Here is a 23572-nt window from a genome sequence, read left to right as displayed (position 1 = left end):
GCCTTCCATTAAATTATCCTGAACCGACAACCTCCTTTGGCGAAGTTTGGATGACGCATCTTTCTTAATCTCTAATTTGATTCTGTTTACTGACGAACTCTCTCAGCCTTGGGATCCCACAGCACAGCCTGCGCCACCTCCGCGCCGACTTGCTCCCCGAAACATTCAACCTGTAATTTTGTTCCAACCTTCGCGTGTTCCATTGGAAGATACGCGTAAGCAATGGACTTATTCACCGAATAGCCAAATCCACCTGAAGCCACCCAGCCGACAATATCATCTCCGATGCGAATCGGTTCCTTGCCAAGCACAATCGTGCGGTCGTCAGCGAGTGTGATGGTGCAAAGCTTGCGTTTGATGCCTTCGGCCTTTTGTTTTACCAAAGCATCCTTGCCGATGAAGTTCTCTTTATCAAGTTTCACTGCAAAACCAAGACCTGCTTCATAAGGAGTGTAATCAGGAGAAATCTCACCGCTCCAATAGCGATAGCCTTTTTCAAGACGCAGTGTATCTATCGCTTTATAGCCGCCTGCCACCATACCTTCAGGTGCGCCGGCTTCCCAAAGGGTGTCCCAGAGTCGCAGGCCGTACTCTGTCGGGCAGTAAAACTCCCAGCCGAGCTCTCCTACGTACGTTACGCGCGAAGCGAGGACTGGGATGTCGCCAATGTTGATGCGCCGATTCGTCATGTAGGGGAATCCCGCATTCGACACGTCATCCGAAGTGACCTTTTCGAGAATAGTGCGAGCCTTCGGTCCCCACATGCCGATACAAGCGTAGGACGAGCCGACATCTTCAAGGGTGACAGAGCCATCTTCGGGCATGTTGAGTGAGAGCCACGACATATCATGCTGACCAAATGCCGTGCCCGTAACAATGAAGAAGCGATCTTCTGCAAGGCGAGTAACCGTGAAATCGCATTCGATGCCGCCGCGTTTGTTGAGACATTGGGTGTAGACCAAATGCCCAACCGGCACATCAATTTGATTCGAGCAGACGGTGTTGAGGAAGTTCAAGGCGCCTGGTCCGCGCACTTCAAATTTGTTGAACGAAGTTTCGTCGAAGAGGCCAGCGTTTTCACGGGTCATCAAATGTTCGTGGCCGATGGCGCGTGACCAGTTATGACGTGCCCAGCCTTTTGGTTCGTGACCGTGCGTAGCGAGTTCTTCATATTTCTTAAACCAGTTCGGACGTTCCCAGCCCATCTTTTCGCCGAAGTGACAACCGAGGTCGCGCAGGCGATAATACGTGGGGGAGGTGCGCACATTGCGCTTGGACATTCTTTCTTCGCCGGGATAGTGAATGTCGTAGTATTGAGTATAGGTTTCAAAGGTGCGTGCGACGGTGTAATTAATGCTGTTGTAGTTCGGACCAAAGCGGCGCACATCCAAACGCCACATGTCCCATTCGGGGCTGCCGTTGATGATCCACTCGGCCATGACTTTGCCGATACCGCCCGCGCCGGCAAGTCCATGCGCACAGAAGGCGCAAGCCACCCAGAAACCTTTGACGGTTGTCGGGCCAAGTAAAAACTCGCCATCAGGTGTGAAGCCTTCGGGACCGTTCAATAACATTTTGACTTCGGCATTTTCAACTGCGGGCACACGCCGAATCGAATTTTCCATTAAGGGGGTAAAGCGTTCCCAATCTGGCGGCAATAACTGGAATTTGAAATCTTTTGGAATGCCGTTCATGCCAAAGGTTGCGGGCTGACGTTCGTAGCCGCCTGTGATCAATCCGCCGACTTCTTCGCGCCAGTAGACTAATAGATCAGGGTCACGCAGATTTGGGAATTTATTGGTGACGCCTTCAATCGGCTTGGTCATAATGTAAAGATGCGCCATCGGCACAACTGGCAGATTCAACCCGACCATTTTGCCGATCTCACGTCCCCACATACCTGAGGCATTGACGACGATCTCAGTTTTGATCGTGCCTTTATTTGTAACCACTTCACTGACGCGGCCATTGGTGAGGGTGATACTTTCAACGGCTGTGTCTGTGAAAACTCTTGCGCCGCGATTCTTTGCGCCGATGATCAATGCGTTGGTTAATCCGGTTGGATCAATACTTCCGTCATTGGGAGTGTACGCCGCACCGAGTACACCGTCCAATGACATGAGCGGGAACATATCCTGCGCTTCTTTGGGCGAGATCAATTCCATGGGAACGCCGAAGGAACGAGCCATGCCGACCAGACGCTTGGTTTCTTCCATGCGTTCTGGCGAGCAAGCGAGGCGAATCCCACCGACTTCGCGCCACGAAGTGTCTTGTCCCGTTTCTGCTTTCAGTTTGCGATACAAGTCAGTGCTGTAGTGCATCATGCGTGTTAGATTTGCATCTGAACGCATTTGGCCAACAAGCCCCGCCGAGTGCCATGTTGAGCCGGATGTGATTTCGTGTTTCTCCAAAATCACCACATCTTTCCAGCCCATAAGCGTGAGATGATAAGCGATACTCGCTCCACCTACGCCGCCACCAATGATTACAACTTGTGCCTGTGTTGGAAATTCTGTCATGTGCGTTGTCTCCTTATAAAATCTTAAACACAAAGGTCACGAAGGTCACTAAGGAAAATCAAAACCTTTTTGAATTAATGCCTTGCTCTTACTTTGTGTACTCCCTGGCACCGCCCGCCAGGGCAGGTGTAGTGTCCTTCGTGTTTAAGTTTTTCTATTACTTCTGCCAAACTGAATCAGGCCTTGCCATTTCTGCCACAATGTCGAAAGTGGAGAGTGCGCCGATGGGGAATGAATCGGGGTCGTCTTTGTCGATCACGACGAGGCGGTGGTGATGGTTTTGGATCAGCATGTCGGCGGCTTCGCGCAGGCTGGCTTGACGGTCAATGGTCAATGCGGGGTGCATCACATCGCGTACGACCAGATTTTCATCCACGCCTTCTTTGACAAAGCGCAAAAGATCGTAGCCGCTGACCACGCCGAGGATTTTTCCTTTGATGTCTACAACCAACACCGAGCGCCATCCAGCGGATGTCATTGCGCGTGCGGCGGATGCGACAGGAGTCTTTCCGCGGCAGACAAGGATCGCGTGCGACATCACATCGCCAACGGTTTCACGCTTTGATTTAATTTCATTTGCAATGCTGGCTACAAAATCGGAGAGGGAAATAATGCCGACAGGTTTTTCGTTTTCAGTGACCAGCAAACGGCTGATCCCTTTTTCGATGAACTGGTCTACTGCTTCAGAGAGGGGAATGCTTGCTTCAACAGAATCAATTGGCCGCGTCATAAGATCCGCAGCGGTTAATTTTCGCATGGCCGTCAAACTTTCAGAATCCGAAGAAAGCCATTCGCCCGCCATTAAGTCAAAATCTGAAATTAATCCCAGAATGCGCCCATCACGATCTGTGACAAATAAGGCATGTACTTGATGTTGATTGAGCAGCACAGCGACTTGCCCCAATGTGGCTGTGGGTTTGCAGGTGATGATGCCCGGGTGCATGAGATCTTTTACAAGTTTGGTCATGTATGACTCCATAAAATCATCGTCCCGCAGGTTTGAAGGGGTGCTATTACTTCGTAAAAACCTGCGGGACGTTTCCTGAAAGGAAGTGTGCAGATTATAATAAAAAAGTCAAAAACTTGCAAATTCCTTCAAATTCTTATATAATCCTTCGGATGAGCAAACCTCTTATCCCAGCCCAACGCCGCGAAAGAATTCAGGAATATTTGGCAATTCATCAGATCGCCCGTTCGGTGGATCTGTGTGATCTATTGGAAACTTCCGAAGCCACTGTCCGCCGTGATCTGGAGTGGCTGGAGCAAAAGGGAATTTTGGAACGCACTCATGGGGGCGCGATCTTAAGTCAGCGCATGATCTTTGAACAGGAATATCAACAGCGCGCACAGCATCACCCCGAAGAAAAAAACGTATTGGTGAACTCGCCGCTTCTCTGATCGAAGATGGCGATATTGTTTTTATTAATAGCGGTACAACAGCCACGCAAGTTTTGCATCATATCCGCAGAGATTCGCGCATTACCGTGTTTACGAATAACGTCAGTGCCATTGCGGATATCGGCGACCCGGGCTTTCACTACTATTTGACAGGGGGCGAGTTCCAGTCACGTTCCAACTCTTTGGCAGGCCGCTTCGCTCTCGACAGCCTGAGCATGGTCTATGCCAATAAAGTTATCCTTGGCGTTGACGGGGTCAGTCTTAAGCACGGCTGCACGGTGCCGACCGATCCCGAAGCGGAAGTTGTGCGGCGTATGATCGAGCGCACCAAGGGGCAGATCATCGTCGCGGCTGATCGCAGTAAATGGGGTGTGGTCTCCAATTTTCAGATCGCGAATATTAATGAGATCGATAAACTGGTTACAGATGAAGGTTTTAGCAAGTCTGCTGTGGAAGATCTCGCGGAGCATTCCATCGAAGTGTTGATGACGCGGGATGAAAGTGTGTAAGCGGTAGAGTTTGTAGACACGTACACAAGTAAGCATAGGTCAGTTGGTTTACTTGTGTACGTGTTTTACTTTAAAATACTTATCTCATGGAGCGAACATGAAAGATCAAGCAGAGATCGTTATTATTGGCGGTGGAATTTACGGAGTTAATATCGCGTATCATCTTGCGAAGTTGGGACGTAAGGATATTGTGTTGTTGGAGAAAGGTGAGATCGCCAGTGGTGAATCTTCCCACGCGGCGGGATTGGTGACACAGTTTGCCACGTCACAGGCCATGTTGAAGTTCCGCATGTATAGCATTGAGTTGTACAGTGAGTTGGGATTGTTCAATCATGTCGGCAGTTTGCGAGTTGCTTCAAGCAGGGAGCAATTGCTTGAGATGGAACGAAGCGTCAGCCGCGCAAAAGCATTGGGTTTGGATTGTGAAATTATTTCACCTGATGAAGCCTTGAAGATCATGCCGCAGATTTCAAAAAAGATTTATACGGCGGAATTTATCTGCCTCGCGATGGTCAGCTTGACCCGTATACGACAACGACGTCAATGGCGCGCATCATCAAAGAGATGGGCGTGGAAGTCAACACCAATACGCGAGTGACGGGGATAAAACTCACAGCGAAAGGTGAAATTGAACGAGTAGTAACAGATAAGGGCGAGATCAAAACCGCGATCGTTGTCAACGCGGCAGGTATGTGGGCGCCGCGCATCGCTGCCATGGCTGGTCTTCACATCCCAACCACTCCGGTCGATCATCAACATATTGCATTGCGTGCTGTGCCTGGGCATGAGTTCGCAGCGGATACGCCTTGTTTGCGTGACCCTGATAATTTAGTGTACATGCGTCAGGAGCAGGGCGGACTTGTGATCGGCGGCTATGAGCCGAATCCCTTGCCGCGCTGGATCGATGGCGCACCGTGGGAACATGGCAGTAAGAGTTTCCCCGGGGATTTTGATCAATTTGAAATGCTGCTTGAAGGCGCGATTCGCCGTCTGCCATTTTTGGATCAGGCGGGGATTATTACGTTGGTGCGTCATCCCGGCGCGTACACACCGGATTGCCAACCTTTGCTTGGACCAATGGCCGGCGCACGCGGCATGTGGATTTTGGCAGGAATGTCATTGAATGGATACGGCGGCGCGGGCGGCATGGGCAAGTTGATGGCCGAGTGGATCGTTGACGGTGAAGCGCCAATGGATGTGTATGGTTTCCGCGCCACCCGTTTTGGAAATTATTATTCAGACCCGGTATATGCCGCAGAGAAGACACGCGAGAGTGTGAAGTATTACTATCGTTTGCGCTTCCCGCATGATGAGCATGAATGGGCACGTCCGCATCGGGTGAGTCCGGTGCATTATCGTTTGCTGGAACATGGCGCAGTCTTTGGTGAAAAATTCGGCTGGGAGCGTGTAAATTATTTTGAGCCCGGCAAACCGTCACGCCGCATGGGCGAAGATCAACGTCAATGGGGCTGGAGCAAGCCTCCGTTCTTTGATCGGCTTGGTGAAGAGCACAAAGCCACGCGTGAACGTGTGACGCTGTTTGACCTAACTTCATTTGGAAAGATCGAAGTGAAGGGCAAAGGCGCTTTACCTTTGTTACAGCGCTTAACCGATAGTGATATCAACAAACCGGTTGGCAGCGCAGTGTATACTCAATTTTTGAACACACGAGGCGGAATCGAATCTGATCTGACCGTCACTCGTTTGGGCGAAGAACATTTCTGGGTCATCACAGGTTCCGGTTTTATCGGCAATGACTTTGCCCGCATTCAAATGCACGTGGATGAAAAAGACGGTGAAGTATCCATCCGGGATATTACGCAGGAATATGCCTGTTTGGCATTATGGGGGCCGAAGGCACGTTTGGTTTTAGAGAAAGTCACACAGGATGATGTTTCCAATGCGGCGCATCCATTTTTGATGACACGATTGATTGATATTAATGGAGCGAAGGTGTATGCTCAGCGTGTAAGTTATGCGGGCGAACTTGGCTGGGAGCTTTACATTCCCAACCAGAACGCCACAATGATCTTTGATATGTTAATGGAAGCAGGCAAGGAATTTGGAATCGAAGTCGGTGGTTACAAAGTGCTCGACTCACTGCGCCTTGAAAAAGGTTTCCGCTATTACACCACCGATATTACACCGTCAGAAACTCCCTACGAAGGCGGTCTCGGTTTTTGCGTTCATCTTGATAAAGGTGATTTTATCGGACGTGAGGCGCTCGTCAAGCAAAAGCAGGAAGGTCTCAAACGCAAACTCTGCACACTTGTATTAACAGACGGTGATGACTTTACCCAGATATACGGCGGTGAAGCTATTTATCACGAAGACAAAGTTCTCACCCGTGTCCGCAGTGGTGGACATGGCTTTACATTGAAGAAGAATATTTTATATGCCTATTTGCCGATCGAATTGGCTAAACAAGGCAACCGCTTCATTATTGACCTGATAGAGGGCCGGCGCGAAGCGGAAGTGACAGCCACTGTGCTATTCGACCCGAAAGGCGAAAGAGTGCGTGCATAATTCATTAACCACGAAGGACACCAAGGTACACAAAGCTTTAAACACTTTGGTGTCCTTCGTGGTCCTTTGTGAAACTGTGTGGTGATTAAATAAATGCCTTCCATTCATAAAACTCCTCCCGCCTATGTTGGCTTTGGCATGTTGACCCCCGTCTACATCATGGCGTTGGATAAACTACCCAAACATAATACTGGCGCGATCGTGCATCAAGTCAGTGAATATGTTTATGATGACGCGGCGATCATCGCGTGTAACCTGCGTCAATGGGGTGTTCCTACCGGCATGATCGGCACCGCGGTTGGTGATGATCTGCTTGGACACTTTGTTGCTGATACTTTGGAAGATATGGGTGTGCAGGGAGAGGTTCGATTTACAAATAAGTACAAAACGCCACTTGAGGTGAATGTTTCAGATAAAACTGGCGCGCGTACTTATTTCTGGCGCGTTCACGCGAGATATTGAGACGCTTGATACAGCAGATCTGTCGATGTTGGTTGGCGCGAAGTTGATGTATGTCGATTGGTATGATGGCGATCACATCATCCGCGCGATGAATGAAGCCCGCCGGCGTAATGTGCCTGTCTTCCTCAACCTTGAGCATGGACATAATGACCCCGAGATCATGGAGAAATACGCCAGCCGCGCCACGATTTGTCAGGCAGTGACCGATGCTGCGCAGCTTGGAAAAAGGGGCGCCATGCTTTCAGTGGCGAAGAAATTGCTCAAGGCTGGGATTAAGACCGCGATCATCACCATGGCGAGTCAGGGCTGCATGGTGGTTCAGGATGATGAGATTGTCCGCATTCATGCGCCGAAGGTTAAGGCTGTAGACGGCTCGGGTGCGGGCGCAACATTTTCATCAGGTTTTATTTATGCCTATCTGAAAAAATGGAGTTTGGAAGATTCTGTCCGCTTTGCGATCGCTGCAGCTTCGATGAAGGTCACACGTTCGGGTTTGAAAATGTTTCCCGTAAAAGATATTAAGGCGCTGGCTGCCACATTGCGCGTTGACCGTATGGTCTATCGTGACAATCGCTTCTTTGAAATTGACAAGTTGATCTCGCAGGCACAGCAAAGTCCGCTGATGACAGAAGGTAAAAAACTTGCGGAAAAATTAATGCTAAAAAAGAAAACCCAGCACAGAAAAAAGAAAACCCAGCACAGAAAAAAGAAAACCCAGCACAGAAAAAAGAAAACCCAGCACAGAAAAAAGATCAAAAAATCATTGGTAGGATAACTCCGCCCGCATCTTGCCGTCATCATGTGTGGCGGAGAGTGCAGGGAATTTATTAATAAAAGGATGTGAACCATGTCATTTGCAGAACTTCTTACCCAGGAACAGGTACAACAAATTCATGATGCCTCGCTTGAAATTCTTGAGGAGGTTGGTTTAAAGGTTCGTTATGAACCTGCACGTGAAATATTTAAACAACATGGCTGTATTGTGGTGGACGAGCGGGTTAAACTTCCGCGTGAGATCGTGGAAAAATACCGCAAGATGGTTCCGCCCACCTTTACCTTTTACGCACGTGATCCCAAATTTGATAAAACGATTCCACGGGATAGCCCGGTCATTGTAACGGCGAGTTCTGCTCCAGATATTATCGACCCGGTTACAGGTCAGGAAAGACGCGCTGAGTCGGGTGATATCGCGCGGATTGCGCATCTGATCAATGAACTTCCAGGCTACGACATGTTCTCCATTTCCACTTTGGCGGATGACGCGCCGGCGGATCAATTCACAATCTCGAGACTGTATCCTGCTCTCAAGTATTGTCTCAAACCGATCCGTGCTACCACTACCGATCACAAAGATACGCTTTCCATGATGCGAATGGCGTATATTGTTGCCGGTGGAGAAGAGGCATATAAGGAACATCCATTCCTGACGCATCATTACTGCCCGACCGTTTCGCCGTTATCAATGGATAATCTCTCCACTGAAAATGTAATGTATTTTGCAGCGGAAGGTTTGCCTGTATACCCGACCATTGTGCCAAATGCGGGGCTTACTTCGCCCATGTCGATGGCAGGGACGTTGGCGCAGGGCAATGCTGAATTTCTTGCCACTGCAGTTTTGATGCAAATGGTGAAGGAAGGCACGCCCACGATCTACGCCACATTGGCTACTGTTGCAGATATGCGTTCGGGCGCGTATACATCTGGCGCGATTGAGTGCGGTATGCTGCATATGGCTTTCGCGCAAATGTCCCGTTTTTATAATGTGCCTTGCGGCGGTTATATAGGTCTGACAAATGCCAAGATAAACGATGCGCAGGCAGGATATGAAACGGGTATGTCTGGTATGGGCGGCGTATTGGGCGGTATGGATATGTTCAATATCGGCGGTTTGATCGACGCATTGAAGACCTTTGATTTTGCAAAGGCAGTGATCGACGATGAAGTTGCGCAGATGATGAAGCGCGTCAAACACGGCATATCGTTTGGGCCGGAAGACCTGGCGCTCGATCTTATTAAACAGGTCGGGCCGGGCGGCTCGTTTATCGTTGCCAAGCACACGATCAGCCGTATGAAGACCGAAGCGGTTATGACCAAACTGGCAGACCGTGATGCGCGTACGGCCTGGGTCAAGAAGGGCTCAATGGATATTCAAGCGCGTGCGATGAAACGCGTGAAAGAGATCATGACGACCCATACAGATTCACTTCTCTCCCCTGAAATTGAAGGGAAACTTCGTGCTGAATTTCCTGGTATGGTGTCGGGTGAGTTGAAGCCGATAGAATAGGTTTTAAATCAAATTGGAGATTTTATGTTAAGGTTTTTTAAGCGCAGGGAAGATGTGTTTCAAAAATTAATCGAACAGCAGGCTTCGATTACCTATGAAGCATTACGACTGCTTGTTAAATATTTGGAGACACTTGATTCAGAAGTTGCTGAAGAGTTGTCCATTAAGGAAAAAGAAGCAGATGAAGTACGGCGTATTTTGATCGATGAATTAAACCGTACATTTGTCACGCCGTTTGACCGCGAGGATATATTCTCTCTGTCCCGTTCCATTGATGATGTGATTGATTATGCTGACAGTACAGTGATGGAAATGGTTATTCTTAATGTAAAGTCCACACCGTATATGTTGAGAATGGCAAATTTACTAAAAGATGCAGCGTATGAAATTTGGCACGCAGTGCAGCGCCTTCCGAATCATCCGAATGTCGCCACGGATCACGCCCAGCGCGCCAAAGCCCTGGAGAATCGTGTGGAGGCCGTCTATCGTGAAGCGGTAGCCGATCTGTTCAGCGGGCCCGAGGATATTCATCATGTGGTTGAGATGTTGAAGATGCGTGAAGTGTATCGTCATTTATCCAATGCGGCAGACCGCGGCGATGAAGCCGCGAACACAATTGCAGATATCGTTGTAAAGAAAACTTAACAAGGTGTTAATGTCTCCTCAACTGATCCTTGTTATTATTCTGGCGTTGATCTTTGAATTTCTTAATGGTATGCGCGATTCGAGCAACATTGTGGCGACCATGATCTCTTCAAGAGCCTTTCGTCCTCAAGTTGCACTTGGGATGACCGCCGTCGCTGAGTTTTTTGGACCTTTTTTATTTGGCGTGACGGTTGCCAAGACAATTGGAAGCGATGTTGTCGATTCGCATCTTCTCACACTTGAGGCATTGATCGCCTGTTTGATGGGCGCTGTAATTTGGAATTTGATCACCTGGTTCTTTGGGATTCCGAGCAGTTCGTCTCATGCTTTGATCGGAGGATTGGTGGGCGCTGTCTTTGTATCTGTTGGATTGAATGTGATTAAGGTACAAGGGCTTTATAAAGTGTTGATCGCCTTGTTTGTTTCGCCTCTGATCGGATTTGTCATTGGGTTCATTGTTTTAAGGGTTATCTATTTTCTCTCAAAACATGCGACGCCGCGCATCAATGATTTATTTAAAAATGGTCAATTTTTTACTGCAATTGGCCTTGCTTTTAGTCACGGTACAAATGATGCGCAAAAGACAATGGGTATTATTACATTGAGTTTGATCATCGGCGGACAATTAAGTGATTTCGACATCCCGTTTTGGGTGATTTTGCTAAGCGCTTCAACCATGGCGCTGGGCACTGCACTGGCGGCTGGAGATTGATCCGTACGCTGGGCGGTAAGTTTTACAAGATCCGCCCGGTGCATAGTTTTGCGACACAGTTGACTTCGGCGTTCGTTATTTTGACGGCGTCGTTGATCGGTCTTCCCGTCAGCACCACTCAGGTTGTTAGTTCGGCAATCATAGGTGTCGGTGCGTCTGAACGGTTTGGGAAAGTCCGCTGGGGAGTTGCCGGTGATATTCTCATCGCGTGGATCATTACGATCCCTGCCAGCGCTTTATTTTCTGCAGGAATTTACTGGTTGATATTTCTTGTGAATCGATGAAACCTGCGGAATGTTATTTTGATCAATCAATTCGAAGTTGGATATGTTTGACTTTGAATATTGATAATGCTACAATATTAACGATTTGTTAATAGATTGGAGGTGTCAGGAAGAGATACTGTTTATGGAATGTGTTCCGTTTGTCCAATCAAACAAAAACCATATAGGAGAGAGAAAAAGAATGCGTACTAAAAACTTTGCTTACCATTTGCTCGCCCTGTTCGTAATTGCAGCAACCCTGTTGTCTGCCTGTGGTGGTGCCCCCGCCGCTTCTGCTGAAACTGAATTGAACGTTATTGCTTTGCCGCATGATTGGTGTAATTATGGCGGCGTCATTGATGCGTTCAAAGCCAAATATCCCAACATTACAGTCAACGAATTGAATCCGGATGCTGGCTCAGGCGATGAGATTGAAGCCATTAAAGCCAACAAGGAAAACAAAGGTCCTCAGGCCCCTGATGTGATTGACGTAGGTTTCGCGTTCGGTGAATCTTCCAAGGCTGAAGGACTTATTCAACCTTACAAAGTCTCCACCTGGGATTCGATCCCTGACGATGCCAAGGATCCGGAAGGATACTGGTATGGCGATTACTACGGCGTGTTGTCTTTCCTTGTAAACACAGACGTTCAGCCTGATGTTCCTCAGGATTGGGCCGACTTGCTTGATCCTAAATACAATGGTCAGGTTGCAATGTCTGGCGATCCCCGCACTTCAAACCAGGCTATTCAAACTGTCCATGCCGCTGCTCTTGCGAACGGTGGTTCACTTGATAATGCACAGCCCGGTCTTGATTATTTTGCTGAAATGAATACCGCTGGAAATCTCGTTCCATTGATCGCCAATAACGGTTTGGTTGCTACCGGCGAAACCGCAGTCCGCATTACATGGGACTATAACGCCCTTGCTGCCATAGATTCCTTTGAAGGAAATCCTGCCGCTGAGGTGGTTATCCCTGCCACTGGCCGTTTCGCTGGTGTATATGTTCAGGCTATTAGCGCTTACGCGCCACATCCTGAAAACGCCAAACTGTGGATGGAATTCCTGTACTCGGACGAAGGTCAACTGCTATGGATGGAAGGTTATTGCCATCCGATCCGCGAAGCTGATTTGCGCGCCCGTGGTGTCATCCCTGCTGAATTACTTGCCAAATTGCCCGATGTATCCGGCGCAGTATTCCCAACTCTTGACCAGCTCAATGTTGCCAAAGAACTGATCACAACCAAATGGGACTCAGCCGTTGGTGCTGATGTACAGGCCGCCCCGTAAGAAAAGATTTTGAAGTAATAATGCGAGACCCTGCCATTTGGCGGGGTCTCGCCACAGCAAGAGGCACTGCTCATTGTATTTTTAAATTTTCAGATGTGAAAATACGGGCAAAATGAAGTTTTGGTTTGGTAAATTATGCAGTACCATGGCAAGTTGAGGTAATTAAATTATGGCGCAAACTGCTTTTAATCCAAAAGTTTCACCCCCTTTCTCCGATTGGAAAAAATGGCTTGGTGTCGCGCCATTTTTCCTTTTTGCAATTCTTTTTCTTGTGTTGCCTTCTTTTCGTTTGTTCATTGGAAGTTTTACGAATGAAGAAGGACAGTTCACATTCGCAAATATCCTTCAATTGTTTCAGGAAAAATTTATCCTTGATGCATACTGGTTGAGTATTCGCATCAGCGCGGTTACCGCTCTTGGCGGCGGTATTTTTGGTTTTTTACTTGCATATACTGTGACGGTGGGCGGGCTTCCGAAGCCGTTACGTTCTGTGTTGATCACATTCTCAGGTGTTGCTTCCAACTTTGCGGGTGTTCCACTTGCTTTTGCTTTTATTGCCACGCTTGGACGTACAGGTTTTGTGACAGCCCTTCTTGAAAGTATTTTCGGGGTTAATTTATACAAACAGACAGATTTTGACTTATATAGTTTCTGGGGACTGAGTCTTACATACATGTATTTTCAATTTCCACTTATGGTGCTAATTATGGCTCCTGCTTTGGATGGATTGAAACGTGAATGGCGCGAAGCCGCTGAAAACCTTGGCGCAAGCACCACGCAGTATTGGCTTAGAATTGCATTTCCAGTTTTGCTCCCATCCATTCTTGGCTCCATGATCTTGTTGTTCGGGAATGCTTTTGGCGCATATGCCACTGCTTATGCTCTTACAGGCGGCAGGCTTGGTATTATCACGATTCAGATCGGAGCGCAGATAAGAGGCGATGTTCTCCATAATCCAGGGTTGGGTTATGCAATGGCTGTAGGCATGGTGGTTATTATGGCGATCTCATTGCTGGGGTATTCCTGGCTTCAGAAAAGATCAGAAAGGTGGCTGCGATGAAAATACTCAATCGAATTCGCCAAATTCCCTTTTGGAGTTGGTTCTGGTTTATATTGGGCGCGCTCTATTTTATTTTGCCGTTGTACGCAACTCTTAACTTTTCACTCCGCATGGAACGCGATGTAATTGGCTTTAAGGCGTATACCAGAGCGTTTGAAGATCCTGATTTTCTGAAAACTTTCCTTTACTCAAATATGCCTGCATTAATGACGATCATTGCCAGTATTATCCTGATCGTACCGACCGCATATTGGATTCGACTGCGTTTGCCTGAAGCTCGCCGCATCGTTGAGTTCATTACACTTTTGCCTTTTGTTGTCCCCGCGATCATCCTTGTTTTTGGTTTGATCCGCATTTATAGTTCCCCCGTCAATATTCCATTTACAAATATTACGATAATACAACCACTTACGACTTTTGAAGTAGGTACCGATATTTTGATCGTTGCCGGATATGTGGTTTTAGGTCTGCCCTACATGTACCGTTCCGTGGATACCGGTATGCGTACCGTGGATGTGCGGACTCTTACCGAAGCTGCGCAGAGTCTCGGCGCAAGCTGGTTTACCATCATTATGCGTGTGATCCTGCCTAATATCCGTTCAGCGTTGTTGAGCGGCGCGTTACTTACATTTGCCATTGTGGTTGGCGAAGTAACTCTGGCTTCCTTTCTGGGTGTGCCTGCTTTTGGCCCTTATTTGTTCTTGCTTGGTCAGCATCGTGCGTATGAACCTGCTGCGCTTTCTTTTGCCAGTTTCCTTCTTACCTGGGTTGCAATGGGGCTGATTCAATTGTTTACAGGCGGACAGGGGCAAGCTGCAGGGACGCATTAAATCTTTGATGGAGAATTGACATGACACATTTGGCGCTAAAAAAAGTTTCCAAACATTTCGGCGATTTCACAGCGGTTAATGATTTCAACCTTGATGTAAAAAAGGCGAGTTTGTTTCCTTTCTCGGTCCTTCCGGCTGTGGAAAGACAACGACTTTGCGGATGATCGCAGGGTTTGAAATCCCAACAACAGGCGTAATCTCGATTGATGGTGTTGATATCACCAATAAGGCTCCAAGTCAGCGTAATGTAGGCATGGTGTTTCAGTCTTATGCACTTTTCCCCAACATGACTGTGGCACAGAATATCGGGTTTGGTTTGCGTATTCGAAAAGAAAAAGAAGCAGATGTCCAGGATCGTGTAAAGGAAATGCTATCCATCATCAACCTTGAAAAGAAAGCGGATAGTTACCCTTATCAGCTTTCTGGAGGACAAATGCAGCGCGTCGCTCTGGCCCGTGCGCTGGCCATTCGACCCGAAGTTTTGCTTCTCGATGAGCCGCTTTCCGCTTTGGATGCAAAGATTCGCATTTCCTTGCGCGCCGAAATCCGCAGCATTCAACAAAAACTTGGCATCACTGCCATCTATGTGACTCACGATCAGGAAGAGGCGCTCGCTTTCAGATCGCATCGTCGTGATGAACATGGGTGAAATGGAACAGGTAGGCACTCCCTTTGAAATTTATAATTTCCCAACCACTGTATTCTCCGCCAACTTTGTGGGAACATTGAACAATGCCTCCGCTGAAGTAGTAGACCCTGCCAAAGGCACGGTTTCAATCGACGGCGGGCAATTTGAGTCTGCTGTGGATTTGAAGGAACGCAAGAAAGGCGATAAGGTTCGGGTTGCCATCCGCCCCGAACGCTTAAGCTTTGCCTCAGAACAGAAGAAAGCGAATGTAGTGGATGCGGTCATTGAAAATGTTACCTTCCTCGGTTCAGTGGTTCGCATTAAAGTGAAGATCGGCAGCACCAAGTTCAACATGGATACGTTCAACAATCCGTTTCTTGAGCTTCCAAAGATCGGGTCTGTGGAGCAGGTGACCTGTTCCCGCGAAGCCGTTCTGGTTTTGGATGAGTAATCTACTGTTAGTTTATTGAATCAATCACAGGGGCGGCTCATTATAGAGCCGCCCCTGTGATTTTTTAAGAGGAATAATGAATAAAGTAATTCTCGTTCTCTCTGATGCATTGCGTTACGATGTTGCTGTTGATAACATGGGATATTTAATGCATCTGGTTGAAAGTAAAAAATCCTCCCTTTACAAGATCATTGGCGAATTGCCGAGTATGTCGCGCCCGATGTACGAGACCATTCACACCGGCCTGCCATCCAGCGAGCATGGAATTGTTGCCAATTCCATTGTCAGGCTTTCAGACCAGCCGAATGTTTTTCAAGCGGTGAAGGCTGCTGGAAAGGTCACAGCGGCTGCGGCATATTACTGGTATTCCGAGTTATATAACCATGCACCGTATAACATGATTAATGACAAAGAAACAGATGATGTTTCCTTAAACATTCAGCACGGACGTTTTTACACTGAAGATGAATATCCTGATAAAGAGTTATTTGCAAGCGCCGCATCTCTTGTGCGCAGATTTTCCCCTGATTATTTATTACTCCACCCAATGGGCATGGATTATCACGGTGAGACCTTTGGCTCCGACACAAAGGAATATCGTAACCATGCTACTCGTCAGGATATGTGGCTTGCTCCTTTAATTCAAGAATGGACTGCACTTGGTTATACTGTTTTTGTCACCGGCGACCACGGCATCAACAAAGACGGTTCGCATGGCGGAGCAGCCTCCGAGCAGCGAACCGTCCCATTTTTTGTGATCCAGCCCAACGTTAAAGGAAGAGGCGATACCGGTCAAATCGTTTCCCATTTGCAGATCGCCCCAACGATCCTGAGTCTGCTGGAAATCCCCATCCCTTCAACGATGAAACAACAACCTTTATCCTTCGACTAAAGCCTTAACCAGCTCGCGATTGAAATCAGGAATATCCGCCACAACCCGCCCCCAAACCTGATTGCCCTCACGAAAGGCAGCTTCATCCGCCCAAACAGCGCCGGCATTGACGAGGTCATCTTTAATGCCAACTGAGCCCGTAGCGCGTTGACCTTGCTTGATGATGCCCGCAGAGATGGCGATCGATCCGCCGTGACAAATAATGCCAATGATCTTGTTGGCATTATTTATTTCCCTTACCAGATTCTTCACCACATCATACCTGCGGATCTTATCGGGCGCCCAGCCGCCGGGCAGGATCAAACCGTAGATATCATCTGCCTTGAGTGACTCAATAGTGACATCAGGTGTGATGACCAATCCATTCTTACCTTTGACGGGTTTTAAATCCATGCCTGCTGATAAAACTTTTGCGCCTTCTTCCTGTAAGCGCATCAATGGAACATAATATTCAAGGTCTTCCACGCCTTCAGCGATCAGGGTAACGATGGTCTTGTTTTGTAAACGCATGATTGACTCCTTTGGTTTATGAATGAAATAACGATAAATGTTTTGCAAGTGTATATCTTGCGGAACGCTCAACTTCGGTTAAAACATTTTTAGAGTTGGCGCTGGTTAGTAACTCTCCAAATGTAACACGTGGGGTCAATCCGAACAACTCTTTGCCGCTTTGTATCTGGCGGATCATTTGATACATGAAGGCCAGTCGTTGTTTATCCGGGCGGGATTTTTGCAGGCGGGTAATGGGATGCCGCATGATTCTTTCTGAGATGACACCGCTGACTGAGGTGATAAGCACTTGAGTCTGTGGGACACTTCGCATAAAAATCTCAAGACTGCGCGACCACTTGTTAAATTCTGCATCGGGGTTTGGCATGAAGGCCGGGTCAGGCTCAATGCCGCCGCGCGGAAAAATCAACAATGCGCCGTCATTTTTTAGATGCCGAATCGCATTGCGGACAGTTTGCATCCGCCCGAATGTGTTTTTTACATTGGGTGAGAAAATGGCGTGCTGACTAACATGCGGCAGATAGTGATAAGGCGGAATCTCGCCGATGATAATCTTGTAATCTGGCCGGGAGATATGAGCAGTGATCGCAATCGCATCATAAGATGCAGGATGATTGGATGCAATGATCAACGGGCCTTTTTCTGGAATTATTTCCGTGCCGCTTGCTTTGTAGCCTGCGGTGAAATATGGCAGCAGCCAGCGCGCACCGGCCATTGCGCCGCGTTGTTCAACTTCACGATCAAATCCAAGGATGATTTCTGAAAAACGAAGTGTGGCCCTGTTAAATAACAGATGGGTCAGGATCTGCGCTCTTTGTTTGCGGCAATGCCATCGCTTTGGTTAGTTCAAAAACAAGGGAGTCATTAAGCCGCTCAATTCTGTTTCCCGCTTTTGTTGTCATGGCCGGAATAGTTATATTTAGATCAGTGATGTTTTTTCCAACTCTGCGTCGAATTGTTGCAGTTCCATTTGTTCAGTCTGCAGAACTTGCAGCAGCGGTGGGATCTTCACAGCAACCTGTTTTGTATCCCGGCCTTTTAAACCGGCAATCCCGGTCACTACACTATCCACAGCATTGTTTGTGCCTGTCAATTGCGCTTCAAAGCGCGAAAGCAGGGAACTGATATTTTTCATTTGAATCTTACGCTCTTGCAGTGACTTGAGCGTTTCTTCATACTCTTTTTTCCCAGAAGTATCCGCTGCTTTACGGATATTTTCCTGCATGTTCTCAATTTCATCATCGAAATTATTGGCGATCTGCTGGACTGCAAAATTATTTTCAAGCGCTGTCATGTTTAAACAGAGTTGATAGGCATGTTCTGTGAGATCATCCAGGGTGTCCTGAATGGGCTGGACAGTTCTACGAAAAGACGGTGGAACACCCTGCAATGAGTTGAAAATGGAAATGCGGGCGCGGTCAAGGCGGTCAAATCTATTTTGAAAGCGCTGCGCCAATGGTTCGCGCGATTGACGTGTGAATGAAATTTGCAGGCCGGGATCACGCGCAACGATACCAACCATGATTAACCAGAAAATAAAACCAACAGGAGCCAGCCACCAGGCTGAACACAGGCCGGCGGCAACCGTCAGCGCAAGCATGGATAGATTAAGCGGATGCAGGATCGAGGTAAGAAGAGGCGGGCGGTTTGTCATATTGAGTTAGAAGAAGGTTGATATTTCATCGTAGATTTTTTGAATGGTTTCAGGCAGACTGTCATATTGTTTGCCGCCGCTTGGTTCCGCGATGCTTTTTAGAATATCCGAATCCGCATCTTCTCCAAAGGCGATGGTAAATACCTTGATGGCGTTTCCACCTTCATTTTCCGAGCCGGTGATACGGGCAATTACCTGATCGAGCGTTGCGACAGATACGGTATCGTCTCCATCGCTCAAGACCACAATGGCGCGGATGTGACTAGGGTTGCCCTCGGTTTGCATATCTTCATAGGCATGAAGCGTGGCATCATATAAACTGGTGTTGTTTTGCTCGAATATCCCGGAAACACTATCAAGTACCTGTTGGCGTTTCTCGCCGATGGGTGTCAGCGGGGTGAGGGTCGCGCGCAGATGTGATCTTATCACCGCGCATACTGCCAGAAATATCCATGACGACGATCAGGTCAACCGGCTTTTTCGTTTCATGCCATAAGGATTGAATCCCTTCAATAACCGATGCGCTGGGAACTTCCAGGATGGTTTGCGGCTGGGTAATATCAATTCCATGTTCGGCATTGAGCGGCGAAGTTAACGGGATGGATGGGTCTGCGGGGCGGAACCCATATTCAAGCGCTTTTAATTGCTGCGGTTTATCAAGCAGGAAGGTTTCAAATAATTGAGCCGCTTCTTTTTGCGCGGGCGTAACCCAGACCGCATTCAATATTGCGTAAGGATGATTCGACCAGAACGTGCCTTCCTTTGGATAAATGGCAACCACTGGAATTTGCGAAGATTGACCGCTTATTCGTTTTGTTTCCTGCGCTACGATCAGATTTTCGTATAATACCGCCGCGCTTAAATAAGACGGTCCGCGTTCAAACATACGCTCGCCGAAGAAGCCGGTGCTGGTTCCATAATGGATCACACTGCTTTCCACATTGGTCATGAATTCTTTTAGCTCGGGAGATTTCAGATCGTTTTCGGTCAGGCCGCGTTGTTTTCCCAGTCCGGCATATGTTTCTGCGATAATCGAAACAATACCGCTATTGCTATAAGAGGGATGTGTATGCCCGAATTTGAAAATTCCCCATTCAGGATGTTCGTAAGCTGCCCAACCCTCTTCAGAGGTTGCTACTTGCGCGATGTCCTGCCAGCCTAATGCTTTATCGGGCCAGCCCAGGGCCTGAGCCATCGGTCGCCACATCGCGATCACTACCGGGCTTAATACCAGATCATTGGGCGAACCAGTGACCAGGTCATCGGCATGGGCCTTTTTCCATTCTGAATTTGCAACCGGAATATAAACCGATGAAGCGGGACTCCAGACTGTGGGTTGGAGCGTGCCATCGATGATGCCCCGTACCGATTCAATCGACCCCATGGCTGTTGCTTCCACGACAATGATTTTCCCATCTGACGTTTCGTTTCGCGCATCATTGTATTGCTGCACCAGCGGCTCAAGCCACTCTTTCTTTTCAGAACCATATACAATGCTGACTGTTATTTTTTCGCCGGGAATGAATTCCTGTATTGCGCCGCACGCGCTTAAAAGCAGCGAAAGAATTATCAAAATGGATAATATGCGAAGTTTCATTTTTATTCTTCCTCAAAAAGCTTTTCGTTTATCTGCTTACATTTCGAGACCAAAAATCCCTCAAAGTATTTAACACATTCCCTGCCGGGATTTCCACATCAGGGATGCCGGAAATATCCGCGCGAAAACCGTTTGCGGCGTACTGGTCAAAAGGTGATCCAGTCTGTTCGAGCGGAATGGAAGAGTCTACAGGCCGGAAACCATATTTCAGCAGAGCCAGTTCCTGCGCCGGTTTACTTGTTAAATAATCCATGAATAGTTTTGCAGCCTGAGTTTGTTGTGGTGTGACCCAATCTGCATTAAGCACACAGAATGGATGATCGCTCAATAAAGTTGCTGGCGGATAATACACGCGCAGTTCGCCATATCGGCCAACGGCATTTTCGGCCTGTTCAATGGCGGTCGCTTCGTATACCGCAACAATATCAAATGTGCTTGGCCCGTACACAACCATTTTTCCATCAAAGGGCCGGTGCTGTATTCAAACTGTCCAATGGATGCTTCAGTTTCCAAAACCAGGTCTGGTATTTATCATTGGAAAGAATGTCAGATGCGTTTAAGTCAGAGGTCTTGTTGTGATAGCCGTAGGTCATCAAAAGGATGGTCATAAATCCGCTGTTGGATTTTAGCGGGTCGGTATGTCCAAATTTTACATATCCCCATTCTGGATGATTGTACGCCGCCCAGCCTTGTGGATCGGTCAGGGCATCGTGCAGGTCTCGCCATATTGACTTTCCAGGCTGACTGCCCCAAAGTACATCCGCGCGTTCCTTCCACGCAACCAATACGAGCGGCGTTGTAACCACCGGACGACAGATTGATGAGTCAGCGGGGTTAACAAGCGAAGTGCCAAATTGTAAAGTGGATGCATCTTGAAAAGCTGCGATTTGCAGCGAACTCGCCGGGCTGATAATCACAGGCTTGTGTGTGCCATCCAAGACAGCGGCTGTGATTTCCCAAGACCCCATTTTTTCGAGTTCAATTTTTATAGGGTGGCCGTCAATCGCTGCGTTGGTGTTTTCAAAATTAATGATTGCTTCGTTCAGCCAGGCTTCCTTCTCTGTGGAGTAGAGTATGGAAACCACGATCGGTTCCGGCGGCGGCATGATTGCTTCGCGCAGCGGTGCATAAGCGAGAGTGCGGATTGAAGGGGAGATCATGGCGGCAATTAACACCCCGACTGCTGCCACCGAAAAAAGGACAAATAGAAACCAGTTGATTTTTGGTGTATGCATTTTATTTTCCGTACGCAACTATACACGAAAAGAAATACACACTATTAACAACTTGTTAAATAAGGTCACTCCCCGATAATTTTTACCAGTACTCTTTTCTTTCTTTTCCCATCGAACTCGCCGTAAAAGATTTGTTCCCAGGTGCCAAAATCAAGTTGACCATTTGTCACGGCCACGGTCACTTCGCGCCCCATGATCTGACGTTTTATGTGCGCATCGGCGTTATCTTCACCCGTGTCATTGTGACGATACTGACCGACCGGCTCATGCGGTGCAAGTTTCTCCAGCCATTTCTCGTAATCGTGATGCAGCCCCGATTCGTCATCGTTGATGAAGACCGAAGCGGTGATATGCATGGCATTCACCAGTCCGTCACAATTACCACTTTGAGATTTCACCAAACCTAGTTTTACTCCTATCAAAACTGAATTCTCATTCATAAATGTTCGCCGAAAAGAATAAAGATAGATATGTTGAACCGAGTCCTTCTAGCGTAAGCCAGGGAGACTTTTTATTCTCCGATGATCTTGATTAGAACACGCTTCGACGCCGTCCATCAAATTCACCATAGAAAATCTGCTCCCAAGGACCAAAGTCAAGTTTGCCATCAGTGACGGCAACGACTACCTCACGACCCATAATTTGGCGTTTGAGATGAGCGTCTGCATTATCTTCACCTGTCTGGTTATGCTTGTAATGACTTGTTGGTTCATGAGGGGCAAGCTCCTCCAGCCAGTGTTCGTAATCTTGATGTAGCCCCGATTCATCGTCGTTGATGAAAACAGAAGCGGTTATATGCATCGCGGAAATCAGAGAAATGCCCTCCATAATTCCACTTTCTTGAAGGCAGGCCTCTACTTGAGGGGTAATGTTTACAAAGCCAAGCCGGGTGGGGAGGTTAAACCAGAGTTCTTTTCGAAAGGATTTCATAGCCATCTCGTGTTATAGATTTTGTTGTCTATAATGATTTTACTTTACTCGTAGATATTGAGGTGGTTGAATTTTGACTGAAACTAAGAGGGGTTAATCTTATGGAGCAGAATAAAAGTTGAGATTTTTATTGAGGCATTATTGTATATGGTTACTTATACCCGATACATGATATATGCCACGCTGGACAGATCTGATTGCGGTTATAAGGCGAAAATTGGCAACGGTACCTGTCTGGCTAAATAACGGATTTTCAGGTGCTAAATTTTAGTTGCTGTGGCTAATAAGTCTCTCCGTTGTGTTGATAGAAGAAGTCCAGGATAAATATCCAAAAAACAATTACCTAAAAACAATTACGCCCCATCGTAGATATGGTCTAGTTGATCAAATAGGGGATATGAACCCTTGGGGGCAGGGATACACACAATACGACACTTTTTACATGCTCGTTTAGGGAGAACAAGGTGATTGTGAAGGCATATCTCAAACTCAATTGTAACTCATTGCATTATGTGCGTAAAAAACCTACAACAGACAAGATTTTATCATTCGTGACTGAATATAGAGACTAATTGTGATTTCTATCCCCGTCGGGACCGCCAAGAATTAATGAAAAAACCACCCTAAAAAGGCGGTTTTTTGTTGTCTTTTTGCCAATTTTCGAGCAAAAAAAGGCGAAAAACAGTTACGCACCGCGAGTTCCACTATCGGGCTATTGTATGAATCCCACGATCAGAGAGAACGATATTTAAGTTAAACCCAAACCCACCAGCATATCTTCTTTTGATACACATCGAAACGATATATTTTTTCCAATAAACTAGGTGGCATGAACTGAAAGAGCCGGTTGAAGGTGGGCTATATACCAGTATTTAGACGGATGAAGTGAAGCATTATTTTTATGCTTTTATTGCGTGCTTTGGAGAATAGGTAGTGAGTATCGGGTGCGGTTGGACCTTTTTACAGCATTTTCATAATAAAAACATCATATTTTTGATATTCAAATAGTTTGACATGGGGTATCCTATGGTTTGGAGATTTCCCATGACCTTCCCACTTAATTATTCTAGGTATTCTATCTTTTGGGATTTAGGTGCATCAGACAGCGATTTGATTGCAAAGGAAAATATCCATATCATTTTCGAGCGCAACGGCCCCGTCTTCCGCATGAACGAAGGA

21 protein-coding genes and 4 pseudogenes are annotated in these 23572 nt (G+C 47.4%); 14 read left to right on the top strand and 11 right to left on the bottom strand.

Features of this window, described 5'->3' with window-relative positions; translation table 11 throughout:
* Positions 1-86: 86 nt before the first annotated feature.
* Both IPL71_RS15740 and IPL71_RS15735 read right to left on the bottom strand, forming a co-directional pair.
* Positions 87-2519 (bottom strand): GcvT family protein, encoded by a 2433-nt coding sequence (locus IPL71_RS15740; protein ID WP_345323237.1) that lies wholly within the window; start codon positions 2517-2519, stop codon positions 87-89.
* A gap of 157 nt (positions 2520-2676) precedes the next feature.
* Positions 2677-3486 (bottom strand): CBS domain-containing protein, encoded by an 810-nt coding sequence (locus IPL71_RS15735; RefSeq protein ID WP_345323235.1) that lies wholly within the window; start codon positions 3484-3486, stop codon positions 2677-2679.
* 152 nt (positions 3487-3638) lie between these two features.
* On the opposite strand from IPL71_RS15735, the gene IPL71_RS15730 reads away from it, so the two are divergent.
* The 14 genes and pseudogenes from IPL71_RS15730 (at position 3639) to IPL71_RS15660 (ending at position 16467) form a co-directional block, all read left to right on the top strand.
* Complete coding sequence (locus IPL71_RS15730; protein ID WP_345323233.1) at positions 3639-3917, top strand: DeoR family transcriptional regulator; 279 nt, start codon at positions 3639-3641, stop codon at positions 3915-3917.
* Complete coding sequence (locus IPL71_RS15725; RefSeq protein ID WP_345323398.1) at positions 3851-4426, top strand: DeoR/GlpR family DNA-binding transcription regulator; 576 nt, start codon at positions 3851-3853, stop codon at positions 4424-4426. The genes IPL71_RS15730 and IPL71_RS15725 overlap by 67 nt, the downstream gene beginning before the upstream one ends.
* A gap of 97 nt (positions 4427-4523) precedes the next feature.
* Entirely contained in the window at positions 4524-5024 is a 501-nt protein-coding gene (locus IPL71_RS15720; RefSeq protein WP_345323231.1) for an NAD(P)/FAD-dependent oxidoreductase, read from the top strand.
* Positions 4970-6952, top strand: coding sequence for an FAD-dependent oxidoreductase (locus IPL71_RS15715; protein WP_514130805.1), 1983 nt, complete (start codon positions 4970-4972; stop codon positions 6950-6952). Before IPL71_RS15720 ends, IPL71_RS15715 begins: the two co-directional genes overlap by 55 nt.
* A gap of 93 nt (positions 6953-7045) precedes the next feature.
* The gene (locus IPL71_RS15710) at positions 7046-7414 is read left to right on the top strand and encodes a hypothetical protein (protein ID WP_345323229.1); all 369 of its coding nucleotides are present in this window, start codon (positions 7046-7048) and stop codon (positions 7412-7414) included.
* Positions 7356-8189, top strand: a complete 834-nt coding sequence (locus IPL71_RS15705) for a carbohydrate kinase family protein (protein WP_345323227.1) — start codon at positions 7356-7358, stop codon at positions 8187-8189. Before IPL71_RS15710 ends, IPL71_RS15705 begins: the two co-directional genes overlap by 59 nt.
* Positions 8190-8261: 72 nt before the next feature.
* Entirely contained in the window at positions 8262-9698 is a 1437-nt protein-coding gene (locus tag IPL71_RS15700) for a trimethylamine methyltransferase family protein (RefSeq protein WP_345323225.1), read from the top strand.
* A gap of 24 nt (positions 9699-9722) precedes the next feature.
* Positions 9723-10343 (top strand): DUF47 domain-containing protein, encoded by a 621-nt coding sequence (locus IPL71_RS15695; protein ID WP_345323223.1) that lies wholly within the window; start codon positions 9723-9725, stop codon positions 10341-10343.
* 10 nt (positions 10344-10353) lie between these two features.
* Positions 10354-11339 (top strand): annotated as a pseudogene (locus IPL71_RS15690) (inorganic phosphate transporter).
* A 181-nt stretch (positions 11340-11520) separates the two neighbouring features.
* Entirely contained in the window at positions 11521-12606 is a 1086-nt protein-coding gene (locus IPL71_RS15680) for an ABC transporter substrate-binding protein (protein WP_345323217.1), read from the top strand.
* A 169-nt stretch (positions 12607-12775) separates the two neighbouring features.
* Positions 12776-13666 carry an ABC transporter permease gene (locus IPL71_RS15675; RefSeq protein WP_345323215.1) on the top strand — a complete coding sequence of 297 codons (891 nt, stop codon included), beginning with the start codon at positions 12776-12778 and terminating at the stop codon, positions 13664-13666.
* The gene (locus tag IPL71_RS15670; RefSeq protein ID WP_345323213.1) at positions 13663-14496 is read left to right on the top strand and encodes an ABC transporter permease; all 834 of its coding nucleotides are present in this window, start codon (positions 13663-13665) and stop codon (positions 14494-14496) included. Before IPL71_RS15675 ends, IPL71_RS15670 begins: the two co-directional genes overlap by 4 nt.
* A 20-nt stretch (positions 14497-14516) precedes the next feature.
* Positions 14517-15575 (top strand): annotated as a pseudogene (locus tag IPL71_RS15665) (ABC transporter ATP-binding protein).
* A 76-nt stretch (positions 15576-15651) separates the two neighbouring features.
* Positions 15652-16467, top strand: a complete 816-nt coding sequence (locus IPL71_RS15660; RefSeq protein ID WP_345323211.1) for an alkaline phosphatase family protein — start codon at positions 15652-15654, stop codon at positions 16465-16467.
* Here IPL71_RS15660 and IPL71_RS15655 read toward each other — a convergent pair.
* The 9 genes and pseudogenes from IPL71_RS15655 to IPL71_RS15615 form a co-directional block, all read right to left on the bottom strand.
* Positions 16453-16977 carry a type 1 glutamine amidotransferase domain-containing protein gene (locus tag IPL71_RS15655; RefSeq protein ID WP_345323209.1) on the bottom strand — a complete coding sequence of 175 codons (525 nt, stop codon included), beginning with the start codon at positions 16975-16977 and terminating at the stop codon, positions 16453-16455. The genes IPL71_RS15660 and IPL71_RS15655 overlap by 15 nt on opposite strands.
* A gap of 16 nt (positions 16978-16993) precedes the next feature.
* On the bottom strand, positions 16994-17692 hold the full coding sequence (locus IPL71_RS15650; RefSeq protein WP_345323207.1) for a 1-acyl-sn-glycerol-3-phosphate acyltransferase: 699 nt from the start codon (positions 17690-17692) through the stop codon (positions 16994-16996).
* Between the two features lie 204 nt (positions 17693-17896).
* Entirely contained in the window at positions 17897-18631 is a 735-nt protein-coding gene (locus IPL71_RS15645; RefSeq protein ID WP_345323205.1) for a hypothetical protein, read from the bottom strand.
* 6 nt (positions 18632-18637) lie between these two features.
* Positions 18638-19060 carry a vWA domain-containing protein gene (locus IPL71_RS15640; protein ID WP_345323203.1) on the bottom strand — a complete coding sequence of 141 codons (423 nt, stop codon included), beginning with the start codon at positions 19058-19060 and terminating at the stop codon, positions 18638-18640.
* Entirely contained in the window at positions 18987-20228 is a 1242-nt protein-coding gene (locus tag IPL71_RS15635; protein ID WP_345323201.1) for a substrate-binding domain-containing protein, read from the bottom strand. The genes IPL71_RS15640 and IPL71_RS15635 overlap by 74 nt, the downstream gene beginning before the upstream one ends.
* Positions 20229-20256: 28 nt before the next feature.
* Positions 20257-20676 carry a substrate-binding domain-containing protein gene (locus IPL71_RS15630; RefSeq protein ID WP_345323199.1) on the bottom strand — a complete coding sequence of 140 codons (420 nt, stop codon included), beginning with the start codon at positions 20674-20676 and terminating at the stop codon, positions 20257-20259.
* Between the two features lie 13 nt (positions 20677-20689).
* Positions 20690-21463, bottom strand: coding sequence for a substrate-binding domain-containing protein (locus IPL71_RS15625; protein ID WP_345323197.1), 774 nt, complete (start codon positions 21461-21463; stop codon positions 20690-20692).
* Positions 21464-21528: 65 nt separating this feature from the next.
* Positions 21529-21879, bottom strand: a pseudogene (locus IPL71_RS15620) (secondary thiamine-phosphate synthase enzyme YjbQ); the annotation flags it as partial.
* Positions 21880-21974: 95 nt separating this feature from the next.
* Positions 21975-22393, bottom strand: a pseudogene (locus IPL71_RS15615) (secondary thiamine-phosphate synthase enzyme YjbQ).
* Between the last annotated feature and the right edge of the window lie 1179 nt (positions 22394-23572).

This window comes from Candidatus Villigracilis proximus, from assembly GCF_016717045.1.
GTDB lineage: Bacteria > Chloroflexota > Anaerolineae > Anaerolineales > Villigracilaceae > Villigracilis > Villigracilis proximus.
The sequence above is the reverse complement of the archived record's forward strand: the minus strand, read 5'-3'. Positions and strand labels throughout refer to the sequence as shown.

Excerpts from the sequence above, each read along its gene's own strand:
- IPL71_RS15660 (WP_345323211.1), top strand. The coding sequence starts at position 15,652 with ATGAATAAAGTAATTCTCGTTCTCTCTGATGCATTGCGTTACGATGTT.
- IPL71_RS15650 (WP_345323207.1), bottom strand. The coding sequence starts at position 17,692 with ATGGCCGGTGCGCGCTGGCTGCTGCCATATTTCACCGCAGGCTACAAA.
- IPL71_RS15625 (WP_345323197.1), bottom strand. The coding sequence starts at position 21,463 with ATGCATACACCAAAAATCAACTGGTTTCTATTTGTCCTTTTTTCGGTG.
- IPL71_RS15705 (WP_345323227.1), top strand. The coding sequence starts at position 7,356 with ATGTTTCAGATAAAACTGGCGCGCGTACTTATTTCTGGCGCGTTCACG.
- IPL71_RS15720 (WP_345323231.1), top strand. The coding sequence starts at position 4,524 with ATGAAAGATCAAGCAGAGATCGTTATTATTGGCGGTGGAATTTACGGA.
- IPL71_RS15645 (WP_345323205.1), bottom strand. The coding sequence starts at position 18,631 with ATGACAAACCGCCCGCCTCTTCTTACCTCGATCCTGCATCCGCTTAAT.
- IPL71_RS15655 (WP_345323209.1), bottom strand. The coding sequence starts at position 16,977 with ATGCGTTTACAAAACAAGACCATCGTTACCCTGATCGCTGAAGGCGTG.
- IPL71_RS15700 (WP_345323225.1), top strand. The coding sequence starts at position 8,262 with ATGTCATTTGCAGAACTTCTTACCCAGGAACAGGTACAACAAATTCAT.
- IPL71_RS15695 (WP_345323223.1), top strand. The coding sequence starts at position 9,723 with ATGTTAAGGTTTTTTAAGCGCAGGGAAGATGTGTTTCAAAAATTAATC.
- IPL71_RS15735 (WP_345323235.1), bottom strand. The coding sequence starts at position 3,486 with ATGACCAAACTTGTAAAAGATCTCATGCACCCGGGCATCATCACCTGC.
- IPL71_RS15680 (WP_345323217.1), top strand. The coding sequence starts at position 11,521 with ATGCGTACTAAAAACTTTGCTTACCATTTGCTCGCCCTGTTCGTAATT.
- IPL71_RS15675 (WP_345323215.1), top strand. The coding sequence starts at position 12,776 with ATGGCGCAAACTGCTTTTAATCCAAAAGTTTCACCCCCTTTCTCCGAT.
- IPL71_RS15730 (WP_345323233.1), top strand. The coding sequence starts at position 3,639 with ATGAGCAAACCTCTTATCCCAGCCCAACGCCGCGAAAGAATTCAGGAA.
- IPL71_RS15715 (WP_514130805.1), top strand. The coding sequence starts at position 4,970 with ATGGCGCGCATCATCAAAGAGATGGGCGTGGAAGTCAACACCAATACG.
- IPL71_RS15670 (WP_345323213.1), top strand. The coding sequence starts at position 13,663 with ATGAAAATACTCAATCGAATTCGCCAAATTCCCTTTTGGAGTTGGTTC.
- IPL71_RS15635 (WP_345323201.1), bottom strand. The coding sequence starts at position 20,228 with ATGAAACTTCGCATATTATCCATTTTGATAATTCTTTCGCTGCTTTTA.
- IPL71_RS15710 (WP_345323229.1), top strand. The coding sequence starts at position 7,046 with ATGCCTTCCATTCATAAAACTCCTCCCGCCTATGTTGGCTTTGGCATG.
- IPL71_RS15740 (WP_345323237.1), bottom strand. The coding sequence starts at position 2,519 with ATGACAGAATTTCCAACACAGGCACAAGTTGTAATCATTGGTGGCGGC.